Annotated in this window: 18 protein-coding genes; 7 read left to right on the top strand and 11 right to left on the bottom strand. The window is 36.6% G+C overall.

Annotation, left to right across the window (positions count from 1 at the left end):
- Positions 1 to 387: 387 nt before the first annotated feature.
- Entirely contained in the window at positions 388 to 771 is a 384-nt protein-coding gene (locus ACIQXI_RS10290) for a hypothetical protein (RefSeq protein ID WP_402924208.1), read from the top strand.
- Positions 772 to 845: 74 nt separating this feature from the next.
- Here the strand turns inward: ACIQXI_RS10290 and ACIQXI_RS10285 are convergent, their stop codons facing one another.
- Together ACIQXI_RS10285 and ACIQXI_RS10280 are read right to left on the bottom strand one after the other, a co-directional pair.
- Positions 846 to 1,067, bottom strand: coding sequence for a hypothetical protein (locus ACIQXI_RS10285; protein ID WP_402924205.1), 222 nt, complete (start codon positions 1,065 to 1,067; stop codon positions 846 to 848).
- Positions 1,068 to 1,080: 13 nt separating this feature from the next.
- Entirely contained in the window at positions 1,081 to 1,734 is a 654-nt protein-coding gene (locus ACIQXI_RS10280) for a LysR family transcriptional regulator (RefSeq protein ID WP_402924202.1), read from the bottom strand.
- A 99-nt stretch (positions 1,735 to 1,833) separates the two neighbouring features.
- On the opposite strand from ACIQXI_RS10280, the gene ACIQXI_RS10275 reads away from it, so the two are divergent.
- Entirely contained in the window at positions 1,834 to 2,088 is a 255-nt protein-coding gene (locus tag ACIQXI_RS10275) for a sulfite exporter TauE/SafE family protein (RefSeq protein WP_402924199.1), read from the top strand.
- Positions 2,073 to 2,519 carry a TSUP family transporter gene (locus ACIQXI_RS10270; protein WP_402924196.1) on the top strand — a complete coding sequence of 149 codons (447 nt, stop codon included), beginning with the start codon at positions 2,073 to 2,075 and terminating at the stop codon, positions 2,517 to 2,519. The genes ACIQXI_RS10275 and ACIQXI_RS10270 overlap by 16 nt, the downstream gene beginning before the upstream one ends.
- Positions 2,520 to 2,777: 258 nt before the next feature.
- Here ACIQXI_RS10270 and ACIQXI_RS10265 read toward each other — a convergent pair whose 3' ends face one another.
- From ACIQXI_RS10265 to ACIQXI_RS10240, 6 genes are all read right to left on the bottom strand, one after another.
- Positions 2,778 to 3,410, bottom strand: a complete 633-nt coding sequence (locus ACIQXI_RS10265; RefSeq protein WP_402924194.1) for a response regulator transcription factor — start codon at positions 3,408 to 3,410, stop codon at positions 2,778 to 2,780.
- A complete protein-coding gene (locus tag ACIQXI_RS10260) occupies positions 3,385 to 4,422 on the bottom strand; it encodes a sensor histidine kinase (protein ID WP_402924191.1) in 1,038 nt (345 codons plus the stop codon). Before ACIQXI_RS10260 ends, ACIQXI_RS10265 begins: the two co-directional genes overlap by 26 nt.
- Complete coding sequence (gene liaF / locus ACIQXI_RS10255) at positions 4,419 to 5,108, bottom strand: cell wall-active antibiotics response protein LiaF (protein ID WP_402924189.1); 690 nt, start codon at positions 5,106 to 5,108, stop codon at positions 4,419 to 4,421. Before liaF ends, ACIQXI_RS10260 begins: the two co-directional genes overlap by 4 nt.
- A gap of 16 nt (positions 5,109 to 5,124) precedes the next feature.
- Positions 5,125 to 6,162: an alpha/beta fold hydrolase gene (locus ACIQXI_RS10250; protein ID WP_402924187.1), complete on the bottom strand. Its 1,038-nt coding sequence runs from the start codon at positions 6,160 to 6,162 to the stop codon at positions 5,125 to 5,127.
- A gap of 188 nt (positions 6,163 to 6,350) precedes the next feature.
- The gene (locus tag ACIQXI_RS10245; protein WP_402924185.1) at positions 6,351 to 6,989 is read right to left on the bottom strand and encodes a PspA/IM30 family protein; all 639 of its coding nucleotides are present in this window, start codon (positions 6,987 to 6,989) and stop codon (positions 6,351 to 6,353) included.
- A gap of 16 nt (positions 6,990 to 7,005) precedes the next feature.
- Entirely contained in the window at positions 7,006 to 7,359 is a 354-nt protein-coding gene (locus ACIQXI_RS10240) for a lmo0954 family membrane protein (RefSeq protein ID WP_402924182.1), read from the bottom strand.
- Between the two features lie 229 nt (positions 7,360 to 7,588).
- Between ACIQXI_RS10240 and sirA the strand changes: the two genes are divergently transcribed.
- From sirA to ACIQXI_RS10220, 4 genes are all read left to right on the top strand, one after another.
- Positions 7,589 to 8,014 carry a sporulation inhibitor of replication protein SirA gene (gene sirA, locus ACIQXI_RS10235; protein ID WP_053483154.1) on the top strand — a complete coding sequence of 142 codons (426 nt, stop codon included), beginning with the start codon at positions 7,589 to 7,591 and terminating at the stop codon, positions 8,012 to 8,014.
- 100 nt (positions 8,015 to 8,114) lie between these two features.
- Entirely contained in the window at positions 8,115 to 8,333 is a 219-nt protein-coding gene (locus tag ACIQXI_RS10230; RefSeq protein WP_402924179.1) for a YneF family protein, read from the top strand.
- A gap of 111 nt (positions 8,334 to 8,444) precedes the next feature.
- Positions 8,445 to 8,594 carry a hypothetical protein gene (locus tag ACIQXI_RS10225; RefSeq protein ID WP_402924177.1) on the top strand — a complete coding sequence of 50 codons (150 nt, stop codon included), beginning with the start codon at positions 8,445 to 8,447 and terminating at the stop codon, positions 8,592 to 8,594.
- Between the two features lie 11 nt (positions 8,595 to 8,605).
- On the top strand, positions 8,606 to 9,475 hold the full coding sequence (locus ACIQXI_RS10220) for a GNAT family N-acetyltransferase (protein WP_402924174.1): 870 nt from the start codon (positions 8,606 to 8,608) through the stop codon (positions 9,473 to 9,475).
- A 42-nt stretch (positions 9,476 to 9,517) separates the two neighbouring features.
- Here the strand turns inward: ACIQXI_RS10220 and ACIQXI_RS10215 are convergent, their stop codons facing one another.
- Genes ACIQXI_RS10215 through ACIQXI_RS10205 form a run of 3 tightly spaced genes read right to left on the bottom strand, consistent with a single transcriptional unit; the run spans position 9,518 to position 11,747 of the window.
- Positions 9,518 to 10,525, bottom strand: coding sequence for a CobW family GTP-binding protein (locus ACIQXI_RS10215; protein ID WP_402924171.1), 1,008 nt, complete (start codon positions 10,523 to 10,525; stop codon positions 9,518 to 9,520).
- Positions 10,522 to 10,857 (bottom strand): hypothetical protein, encoded by a 336-nt coding sequence (locus tag ACIQXI_RS10210; protein WP_402924169.1) that lies wholly within the window; start codon positions 10,855 to 10,857, stop codon positions 10,522 to 10,524. Before ACIQXI_RS10210 ends, ACIQXI_RS10215 begins: the two co-directional genes overlap by 4 nt.
- Before the next feature lie 11 nt (positions 10,858 to 10,868).
- Entirely contained in the window at positions 10,869 to 11,747 is an 879-nt protein-coding gene (locus ACIQXI_RS10205) for a polysaccharide deacetylase family protein (RefSeq protein ID WP_402924167.1), read from the bottom strand.
- Between the last annotated feature and the right edge of the window lie 96 nt (positions 11,748 to 11,843).

Here is an 11,843-nt window from a genome sequence, read left to right as displayed (position 1 = left end):
AAAACCGCAATGCTCTAAGGGAGCACTACGGTCAGACTGTAGACAACCTCGAAAAATTTCGATTTTGTCTACAGTCTTTTTTCATTTTAAATAAATGTAGATGTCTCCTACCGTTGATTTCCGCTACGTCCGGGCGCTTTCCGCGGCCACACACGTAAGCCGCAACCCCCGCTTACGCCCGGTCCGTTGCGTCTTTCGCTGTGTGCGTTCTGAGCAGGAGTTGCCCGTCCTCAGTTTCAATCAACTTTATATGCATAACTAACAATCCACTATAAATAAAATATGATGGATAAATGGTGACGAAGAATCAAAATTAATGAACGTGAACAATTAGAAATGCTGACACATCACCAATAGATTCTAAATCGGATTTAACAGTGTCAAAAGATGAAAATCCTTTTTACATTTTCTACATCTTTTCAGTATGATAATATTATTAAAAGATGTTATACCAAAAAAATAACTTTACAAGATTTAAATAATACAAATTCTTTTGATGCGATTTTGATTACTAAAAATTATTTACAAGAAGCTTCCGATAACCAATATACTCAATTCTACTTAAATTCTTCTATACCTATTGTATTTGTTCAGTCTGATAAAGCTATTTCAGCTTTTATAATACCTAACCACACTTACGAGAATACATTTGAAAATCACGCTAAAGATTATTTTATCGGTTATTATATTAAAAAAGATGTAAAAAACAGTGATAAAAGTGAAAGCACTATAAAATTATTACAAAATAAAGTAACGTTACTCTTTAAATAAACAAAAAGTACACCACGTAAATAGTGGTGTACTTTTTGGTTGATCCTAAAAATGTATCGGAATAGCATCTATTATTATTTCGATAAAAAATTTTCTTTTAAATAACTTACAAATACCGGGTTTGTCAATTCGCTTTTTCTAGTACAAATAAATAAACTTTGCTTAATCTCTACATTTTTTATAAAGATAGGGGCCAATTTCTTCGTTTCTATGCTGTTTGTTACGCTAAGAAGTGGGGCGAGGACAATACCATAGCCAGCTTCTACAGCTTTTAACGATTCAAATAAACCTTGCATCTGTAAGCCTATCTTAGGCAATGGACAATTTTGAGTTTTGAGAATAAAAAATAGCTTCTAATAAATCTCGTGTTGAACTGCCCTTTTCACGATAAATTAATTCTTCCTTGGATAACGCACATAACGAGACATTTTGATTAGCTAATGGATGTGATGGGTGGGCAATAAATGCAAATTCAATCTCCATTAATTTATCGAAATATAGATCTTCGTGTCCTATATTACTTTGAACAACAAATCCGAAGTCCGCTTCGTACTTGCGAATTTTATCTTCAACCGATTTTACATTTCCTAGTGATACGAAAAATTCTATATTTGGATACATTAATTTGTAATTTGCGATGTATTTAGGCAAGACATAATTAATCGGTATGTAAGAGGTCGCAATATGAATTTTTTCTTCTTTGGCGACATACAATTTAAGTTTATCTTCAATTTGTCCCTCTAAGTGAAATAGGCGTAGTCCTTGTTCATAAACAAATCGCCCTTCTTCTGTTAATTGAATTCCGCGTCCTTTACTTTTCGTTAGTTTCAAACCCAACTCTTTTTCTAAATTGCGAATTTGAATCGTCACAGCAGGTTGACTTAACAGTAAGGCATTAGCTGCAGCCGTTATACTCCCTAAATCTGCAACTTTTGTAAAAATTCTTAGTGCATGTAAATTCATTATTATCACCATATTATAAATTATTTTTATGAATATGAAAAAAATATATATTTGTTTTATGTAAATTATAGCAGTAAGTTAGTAATAGAGGTGAGAGGAATGGCTATTTTCTTAAATGAATGGTTTTCAGTAGATGGATTAATGTTATTTTCTATCGGCGTAATAGCTGCGATGATTGGTGTCATGTTTGGGGCAGCAGGTTTTGTCCTACTACCAGCAATGTTATTAGTGGGTGTACCTATTCATGCTACGGTGGCAGTGAATAAGTTCGCCACAGGTATTTCTTCGTTTACCAATGTCCTCACACTAATATTTAAAAAGAAAGTAGCCTTAAAAAAATGTTGCCATTTATGATTATGGCATGTTTTGGGGGAATAACAGGTGCATTTTTGGCAACACGACTGTCTGAAAAAATAATGAATATAATAGCTTGTATTATTCTTACTTTTTCCTTTTTTATGGTCCTTAAAAATAATAGAAAAATGGGGATGGATGTAGAAGATAATTATGAAAAAGAGCCATCGTTCATCACGCCATTTTTCATTAGTATGTATGATGGTGGTTTTGGACCAGGATCTGCATTGATGAATAATATATATTTTTTAAAGAAGCAACATAGCTATTTAAAGGCTGTTGAATTAACACGTTTTGTGATGTTTTCTAGCTGCATGAGTGCTTTTGTATTTTATTATCTTTATGGCATTGTCGAATGGGGCATCTATTCCGGTCACGGTTGGCTCGATTTTGGGGTCTCATTTAGGAATGAGAATGGTGCAATATATTAAAGTGAGGTGGCTTCAAATCGCATTGCCTGCTATCTTTCTATTATTGATTGCCCAAGTTGTACGTGATTTATTGTTCTAAATCAAATGAAAAAAGGATAGCTGAATCAAATGTTCAGTTATCCTTAATTGATAAAAGTGCACAAATCGCCGATAGAATGAGGCGAATCGCCACAAAACCTCGACGAACCGCCATCAAATCCAGGTGAATCGCCACCAAAGGAGCTCGAAACACCACAAACCTGCAGGCGTTAATAAAAGTTATTTCGCTAGACCATTTTGAAAGGCGTAGACTACCGCTTGGGTACGATCTTGGACGTCTAGTTTGGCTAAAATATTGCTGACATGGGTTTTCACGGTTTTTAAGGCAATGAATAAGTCATCGGCGATTTCTTGATTTGCCTTGCCTTTTGCCATCAATAATAGCACTTCCATTTCGCGCTCAGTTAATTGCTCGTAAAGTGGTGTATTCGTACCATAGCGCATACGATGCATCATTTTAGACGTGACTTCTGGTTCTAAAACAGTTTCTCCGCCCATTGTTTTACGTATAGCATCGGCTATTTGTTTGGCGTTAGATGTTTTTAAAATATAACTAATGGCACCAGCCTCTAGGGCAGGATAAACTTTATCATCATCCAAAAAGCTCGTGACCATCATGATTTTCGCTTCTGGCCAAGCTTCTAATATTTTGGCAGTCGCTTCGGCTCCTGTCATAACAGGCATGACATTGTCCATTAAAATAATATCAGGACGCAGGGCGAGCGCACGTTCAACAGCCACCGCTCCATTTTCCGCTTCGCCAACAACTGTAATATCAGGCTGTGCTGACAGGTAGGCAGATACGCCAATTCGTACCATCTCGTGATCATCCACTATTAATACTTGAATCAACTTCAACAACCTCCTTCTGTAGTGGAACCTTTACCTCTACAATCGTACCTTCGTCTGGTACAGATACAATTTTATACTTACAACCAATTTCCACCGCGCGCTCGGCAATATTTTGTAAACCATACGATGCCGATTTATCGGCTTCTACATCAAAGCCAAGGCCATTATCTTGAATACGTAATATCGCTAAATCATCTCTAGCAACAAGTAATAGTTCAACCTCGGTTGCTTTTGAATGGCGCAACGTATTCGATAATGCTTCTTGGGCAATGCGGAACAAATGGTCTTCCTCTGCCTTCGTTAATGCGATTTCTTCTAGCTCATATTCAATATGAAAATACACTTTTTGTTGCAGCTCAATAATCAATTCCTCTAAGCCTTGTGCGAGTGTTTTATTGTGTAAGGCTACAGGACGTAGATGCAATAGTAATGCGCGCATTTCCAACTGAGCTTGTTGGACGATTTTTTCTACTTGTTTTAAACTTTTAGCATTTTCATCACTTTCAGTTAAAGCAGAAAGTAACATCGAGGCAGCAAATAATTGCTGTGAAACAGAGTCATGGAGCTCACGTGCTAGACGCTGACGTTCGGCAATGATGCGCTCTTGGATGACTTTATCGTTAGCTTCAGCACGCTCATTGGAAAGTCGCTGTAAGCTTTTTCGTTGTGTATCAATTAACTCGCCCGTTTGCACAATTGCCTTTTTTAATGGTTTTGGCAGCGCATGCTTTTTAGGTAGCACGAAATCTGGCTCGATTAATTCTTTTACAAAGCGGGTAGCCTGCGCCTCACGTGCACGAGCAGTCATACTAATCCAACTCCCAATAAAAAAACTAATCGCAAATAGACTAATTAAAATAATGGCGCCTAATGGGATATTGTCATAGTTTTGTTGCCATAAAGGTTGCCAAACTTTCTCGTTTGGTTCGCCCCATATAGCATATAGCAGGCCAAATGCCGCTCCAATTAATATAAAAAATAGCGTAAATACTCTTGAAAGAAAGGCAATCATTTACGTAACACCTCCAAATCTCCTAGCCAAGTAGCAACGTGAATGATGAGGGTACGTTTGGCATCTTCAGGGTTACCATCGGACACTACGATACTTTCATTCAGTAGTCGTTGGGGCCCTCCTTGCAGACAAGTAAATTCGCCGAATAACGTCGTGTAATGTAAACGAAACGGAATTTCGTAAGGAACATAAATTTGTACTTTGCCAATGCCTTGTCGAATTGTAATAAAACTTGGGCCAGCAGGTAATATCGTTTGGGTTGTATCAATTGTAATATCACCTGCTAGACGTTGAATCTGTACATCTTGCCATTTATAGGCTTCGTCGGGTGCAGGAAGTGTGCCAAATAATTCGTTTTTAGTTGCTGGTGGCTTGTCAAACTCAACGTTGACGATTTTTGGTTCATTTTCTCGTTGTAAGTATTGATAGAGCATATATAAGAGCATAATAACGATAAAAAGGCGCAAACTCCACATCGTAAAGAGGGAGATGACGATGAAAAAAATACCTGACCATTTTAAAAATCTTTTGTTTTTTGAGAAGCTTAAATACAGCAGGACAGCGCCAATAAGTAAACAAAAAGCGCCGCCATTATTGAAAATTGTGAGCTCTACAAAAACGAGTAAAAAGAAGCATAGTACCCAAAACGTAAGTTTATTTGTTGTGAAATTTTGCAAGAGGGTCACCCTTCTTTCTACTATATTAATAATGAGCTTCTACCATCCTCTTAATCGTTTGAGGTATTATCTCAGCATCAAGTGCATTTGGATAATGGGCAGAGTGCTCTAAAGTACTAAATTGTTTACCATTAGGTGCATCTAGAAATTCATAGTATTGTTGTGCTAATTCATAATTTGTCTGTTTATCGTATTTCCCTTGAATAAAATATACAGGGACATCCATACGCTTTACAGAATCAAAAAAATCGGTCTCAATAATTTCCTTTTTAAGTTCGGTGCTTTTGATCAGGCTGAATTGTGGACCTGAAATAAATGCCTTATATAAATCCTGGATAGAGTAATCCGGAGACGTAAATGCACCTTTAATCAAACTAATAACATTAACCTTGTCAATCTTCTCATCATAATAATTCATACCTTTATATTGATTAATAAGACCACTAAATTGATCTTCAGCATCTGCTAGATAGGGCCCTTTACCTAACTGCTTTAATATTTGCAGTGTCTTGGTATCATCATTAGCAATGGCTTCATCCTTTAACCAATTATAACCAAGTTCTTGCCCTTTACTACTACTCGTTAGTTGTGATATGCCCATGTAGGCGTGGAATTTTTCTGGATACTTTGCGACTAATTGAGTGCCAATCACTGTTCCAAATGATTGAGCAATAACGAATATTTGTTCTTGCTGATAAGTTTCTCTAATATAATCAACGATAACATTAGCATCATCTGTGAATTGTCGTAGGTTCATGGTCGTAAGCGATAAATCTTTGTTAAAACTTTTACCTGAGCCTCTTTGATCATAATACACAGCTACGCAATGTTCGGTTATTTCCGGATATAATGTTCGTGCACTGACGCCATATGGGAACGGGGAACCCGGCCCACCATGTAAAAATAAACAAAATGGTTTGTTTTTGTCTTGGCCTTCAACTAATAGAAACTGTCTGTCTCCGTTTACATTTAATTCTTTTAGCTCACTAATCCCACCATTTTCAATTAGTTCACTACCTTTTTGTTGAATATGCTGTTGTGCGATAAAACGATAACTTAACAATACGATAGTCAAAAAAATAAGTATAAGAAAAGCAAAAATACATATAGTAATCAAGTGATTAAACCGTTTCCTTTTATTATTTTTTTTCATTTATCATTATCCTTTATCTCTTTTTATTCCCCCTATACTCAAAGAAATGGGATGCTTCAATAATTGAGGCATCCCTTATTTCTTTCCATTATATCATGTTATTTCTTTTCGATGAGTAGTGGAGAAGAAGCTTCAGTTGTATTTTTTTCTAATGCCGCTAAACGTGCCTCGAAAGTTGTAATCTCATGCTCTTTATCGATACGGTGTGCCAGCTTATCGATATAAGATTCTAAATCCTCGAAGTTAGCTTTATTGTTGTTGGCAAGCATACCGTCCATTTGATGGTGCGCACGCGTCACATTCTCTTTGCCCATTAGCTGTAATTGACGTACTTTCATATCTTTAATTTTGTGCTTCATCGTTTCAAATTTGCGTTCAAGCTCAAAGTATTCACGTGTGCCGGCCTCGATGCTCGCTTGTAACGTATGGTTACGAGCAGCGTAAGCGGCTACTTCGTCTGATGCGAAGTCAATTAAATCTTGTTCACCACTAGCAATTGCTAATTGTAATTGTGCCTCACGTTTTGCTAATAATTCAGTGTTTTGTTTGAGTTCAAGTTCCATCTTTTCTTTAAGCTTACCTTGACGTTCTAATAATTTGCCCGTTTGTTCAGTTTGCTTTTCCGCCTCGCGGATGTACTGGTTTAACATGGCAATAGGATTTTTTTGTTCCTTTTTATCAAATACTTGATGTAAGTCAGCCTCGATTGTATATCTAAAACGTTGGAATAAGTTCATTATTAATTCGCTCCTTTTATTTTGTTAAATTTGACCATTCTTTTTCGAAGTTTGTGAACGGATCTTCTTCTTTCGCTTCCACTGTAGGGATTTTTACATCTTCGCCTTTCCACTTTTTGTAGATCACGTAAATAATGGCGATGGCTGCAAGACCGATCATTGCTGGAATATTAGAGACAGCAGATAATACGCCAATTAGACCAACAGTAAACCAAATAATTTTTGCAAATGTCGATTTACTACCAATGTAGAAGTGCATGCCTAGTGCAACAAGTACACCTGAAAATAATAAGCCCGTAATAGGCCCGATTAAGGCAAGTGCGACACAGGCTGCAATAATACCACCAGTTAATAACAGAAATTTTTTCATATAAATTAGCTCCTTTCGTTTGTACCTTTATGTTACCTGTTTGACAGAACATCTAAAACGGACCGGAAATGGATTTTCCTCTAGGTCTTGAGGCTGAGCTTTTTGTGATAAGCTGAAACTAGAAGGTTTTCGACAAAAATAGAAGATGGTCGCCTCCTTCGTTTGACAAATTAACAACTTCTAATCCGCTATACTAACGTTAAAGAAACTGAGCGAAGGGGGATTTCTGGTGAGAACCTATTCCATATATAAAATAAAAGAAGAGCATTTAACGTTTATTTTCGGCAGAGAGCGTAAGTTATTAGAAATGATGCAGGGCTGTGAAGATGCCAATGAGAAATCCTTAAAAGAACTCGCGTATATATGTGAAACTGTTCGCTTCGACGAAATTGCTACTATGTTAGAGGCACAGCTAGATTCAAAATATGCACATTTAGAAAGAGCACGTAATGCTCTATTTTTAGAACACCCGATAAAAGGGAAGATGGCGATTTATTTAGTAGAGCGCAAAATCTGTGTTTATTGTGAAGGCTCTCGCATGCTTGACTTGGATTTATTCCAAATGCTAGCAAAAATGAGTGAGCGATTTATCGCTTTTAATAAACAAGATAATGAATGTGGTTGGCTAAAGCCGATGAAGTATACAATGCACTAGGAATTTTCACTATAATATATAGTAACACGCTAGTATTTGGTGTATAATGGAGCGTGGAGAGTTTTTTTCTCGGTATATTGTAGTGGAGGAGGTTGGTTGTATGCCTACATGGGGCTGGATTATTGTTGTAATTATCGCATTAGCAGCTGGCGCAGCACTTGGTTTCTACTTTGCACGTCAAGCTATGATGAAATATTTAAAAGAAAACCCACCAATTAACGAACAAATGATTCGAATGATGATGGCACAAATGGGTCGTACGCCGTCTGAAAAGCAAGTACGCCAAATGATGACTCAAATGAATAAATTCCAAAAATAATTGGAGTTTTTAAGGAGCAACTGGTTTAGTAAACCGGTTGCTTTTTTCGTGTTCTTGTCTATTTTTTATAATTTGGATATGATTGGTATAGAAGCGCAAGGGGGAATATGAATGGACATAATAATTGGCATCGCACTGATCATTCTTATATTTTTTTCATCAAGTATTATAGAGAAAAGATTAAAAAATATTGAAAAGCAAAATAGTCGTGTTATCGACATTTTAGAAGAAATAAAAGAGGAGATAAAACATGGGAAGTGAGGTGACATGATATGTTTGCAACGATCGAAAAAGCACTAGATATTGAGGAATTAGCGCAGTTTTTAGCGGAGATGAATAAACAAAAAACGTCCCATATTGGATATTGTGGAGACGAAGCAGAGGAAATCTTACAAACATTGCAAGCAGATTTTATAGCTAAAGATGGTACTATCAACTTTATCATTGCACGAAATCATGAGGGAGCTATTATTGCAGCAATTGGTATAGATATGGACGATGCCAGTGCAGAAGTATGGGGGCCGTTTAATCAAACTGGTTCTAGTGATTTACAACAGCGATTATGGCAACAACTAGTAAGTGTGTATCCGACGGTGCAAAGTTATTATTTTTTTATTAATCATCAAAATTTGCAGCAACAAGCTTTTATGGATGCACTAAATGCGCAAAAGAGTGGGGAACATTTTGTTTTAGAAATTAAGGAAAACGCCTTTAATAAAGTAAGTGAAATAAAAAGTGAGCCGTTTAAGCAAAGTGATTTTTCACAATTTGAAACATTACACGCAGAAACATTTCCAGGTACTTATTACGATGCCGCTACAATTATAGAAAGATTAAGCGCTAATCGTATATTAAAGGTTCTTAAAAATGAATCAGATGATTTGCAAGGTTATGCGTACTTTGAAGTGAATAGTGAAATGGCAGAAGCTTCATTAGAATATTTAGCCATCGCTCAAAATGCGCAAAATCAAGGTTTAGGCACTATGTTATTGCAAGAAGTGCTGACAGAAATGTTTGCCTACGTACATATTCATCACATTACATTATGTGTAGATAATACGAATAGCCAAGCGAATCACCTTTATTTTAAAGCAGGCTTTACAGCGCAAGATATTTTAGTCAGTTACGCTTTACGAATATAACAAACGTACTTAGCTGAAGAATAAGCACGTTTTTTTAGTATCCTAGATGGAGTGAACCTGTAGTAAATCGACTTTTGTACCGAGAAATGTTTGGAAGGACAATAATGATTGTTTCAATAAGTCAGTAGGGATAGCTTTCGTAATAAAGACAATATATGAAACTTGCGTGTTATCTGGCCATTCATGTAAATGGATAGGTGGATGAATAATATGTTGTACACCATTTAAGATGATTGGCCCCGCTTCACCGACATCGAGCAGTCCTTTGACGCGCAGAATGTTTTCGCCTCTTGCATAGAGCAATAAACTGAGCCATACACCAAAACTATTCCAATTTAAAGGTTGTAAAAAAGCGAAAGAAATCGAATTTATGTGCGATTGGATAGTTTGTGATGTTAACTGATTGTTGCGAGGTAGCACGTTACTAAAATGTTGTTTACTTGCGACATGTAAGATTGATGGCTCTACATTACCGTTTTCCACATTCAGTATAGTACAGCTTGGGTTAATTTTTATGATTTCAGCACGAATAAACGCCAGTTCTTCCTTTGTTACTAAATCGATTTTCGTTAGAGCAACCGTATCCGCTGTCGAGATTTGCTTTATGGTTGTTTCGTGATTGCGCATTTGCATCGCTCCATTTTTTGCATCGACGGTCGTAATGACTCCATCTACAACAAAGTGATGCTGTAAAATAGGATGCGTCATGATTGTAAATAAAATCGGAGCGGGATCTGCTAAGCCCGTTGTTTCAATAATAATACGATCAAACGTAATATCTCCTTGTTCATAGCAAAATAAGTAATTTTGCAATTCTTCGGCTAAATCTTCACGCGACTGACAACAAATACAACCTCCTTGAAGTAATGTCGTTTTTTCTTCTGCTTGTCTTAGTAAATAATGATCTAAGCCGATTTTGCCAAACTCATTAACGATAACGGCGATATTTTCCTTCAGCTGATGATGTGTTAATAAGTTTTGCAGCAATGTCGTTTTACCGCTCCCTAAGCTACCAGTAATAATTGTCACGGCTTTTTTTGTTGCTTTCATCTATCATCACTCGATTCAATTTTATCCCTTAAGTTAGTGCTCAGTGGGTCAATTGCATAGCCAATCCGTTTTTCAACTTCCGCCCATAACGAACCTAAATCATGCACGATGGACGTAGTGCCTTTTAAATCACTCAGAATAAATTTACTGCCATTCCAATCCGTTAGCTTTAACTGATAGAACACTAAAATTATATTGATGAAATGAACGCGCTCATTTCTCGCTTGCTGTCGAACACGTTGTAAGTCACCGACGATTACTTCTGATGTAGCATTATTTTTAACATCCGTCCAATGTACATTGGCAATAAAATCACCGCAAAAAATACACATTAACTTGCTCCTTATGTGCGCGGATAACGATTGGCGAAATCGTTTGCAATTTCATGAAATGTAACCCACCGAACATGTTCATGGGAATTAATATAAGTGATAAGGCGATGATGCATTTGGAGCACTTGCGGACGCCCACTAACATCGGGATGGATGGTCATCGTAAAGACAGCATAATCCATATTTTCGTAAACCCAATCGAATTGGTCTTTCCACATTTGTTCGATATCGCGTGGATTCACAAAGCCATGACTGTTTGGCGATTTTTTAATAAACATCATTGGCGGTAAATCATCCAAATACCAATTGGCAGGAATTTCAATTAAATCGGTTTCTTCGCCTCGTTGTAACGGCTTCATCCAATCTTCTGCTTGTTTACTATAGTCAATTTTTGTCCATTTATCGCCAACACGTACATAATAAGGTGTAAAATCATTGTGCATTAAACTGTGATCGTATTTTATGCCATGCTTAATTAATAATTCATTTGTTACATTGGAAAATTCCCACCAAGGTGCCACATAGCCGGTCGGTTTTTTTCCAGTTAATTCTTCAATAAGTTGAATTGATTTAAGCAATACTTGTTCTTCTTGTTTCGGGGTCATGGCAATAGGATTTTCATGGGAGTAGCCATGGGCGCCAATTTCATGCCCTCGTTCGAAAACATCTTTCATTTCTTTTGGGAATGTTTCAATTGAATGGCCTGGAATAAACCAAGTTGTTTTAATGTTATGTTTGTCGAATAAATCTAACAGTCTTGGGGTACCAACTTCCCCAGCAAATAAACCACGTGAAATATCATCAGGGGAATCTTCACCACCGTAAGACCCTAACCAACCTGCAACAGCATCCACATCAATCCCATAGGCAACTAAAATCTCTTTTTGCATCTTACATTCATCCCTTTATAAATTTTTATCATTAGTCTAACGAAAAAAAGAATGCTTGTAATATATTTTTTAAAAAATTTAGAAAATATGCACAAA

Source organism: Lysinibacillus sp. NPDC097195 (genome assembly GCF_044762075.1).
Taxonomy (GTDB): domain Bacteria; phylum Bacillota; class Bacilli; order Bacillales_A; family Planococcaceae; genus Lysinibacillus.
Note: the sequence above shows the minus strand (reverse complement) of the source record. Positions and strands in the feature narration are given on the sequence as shown.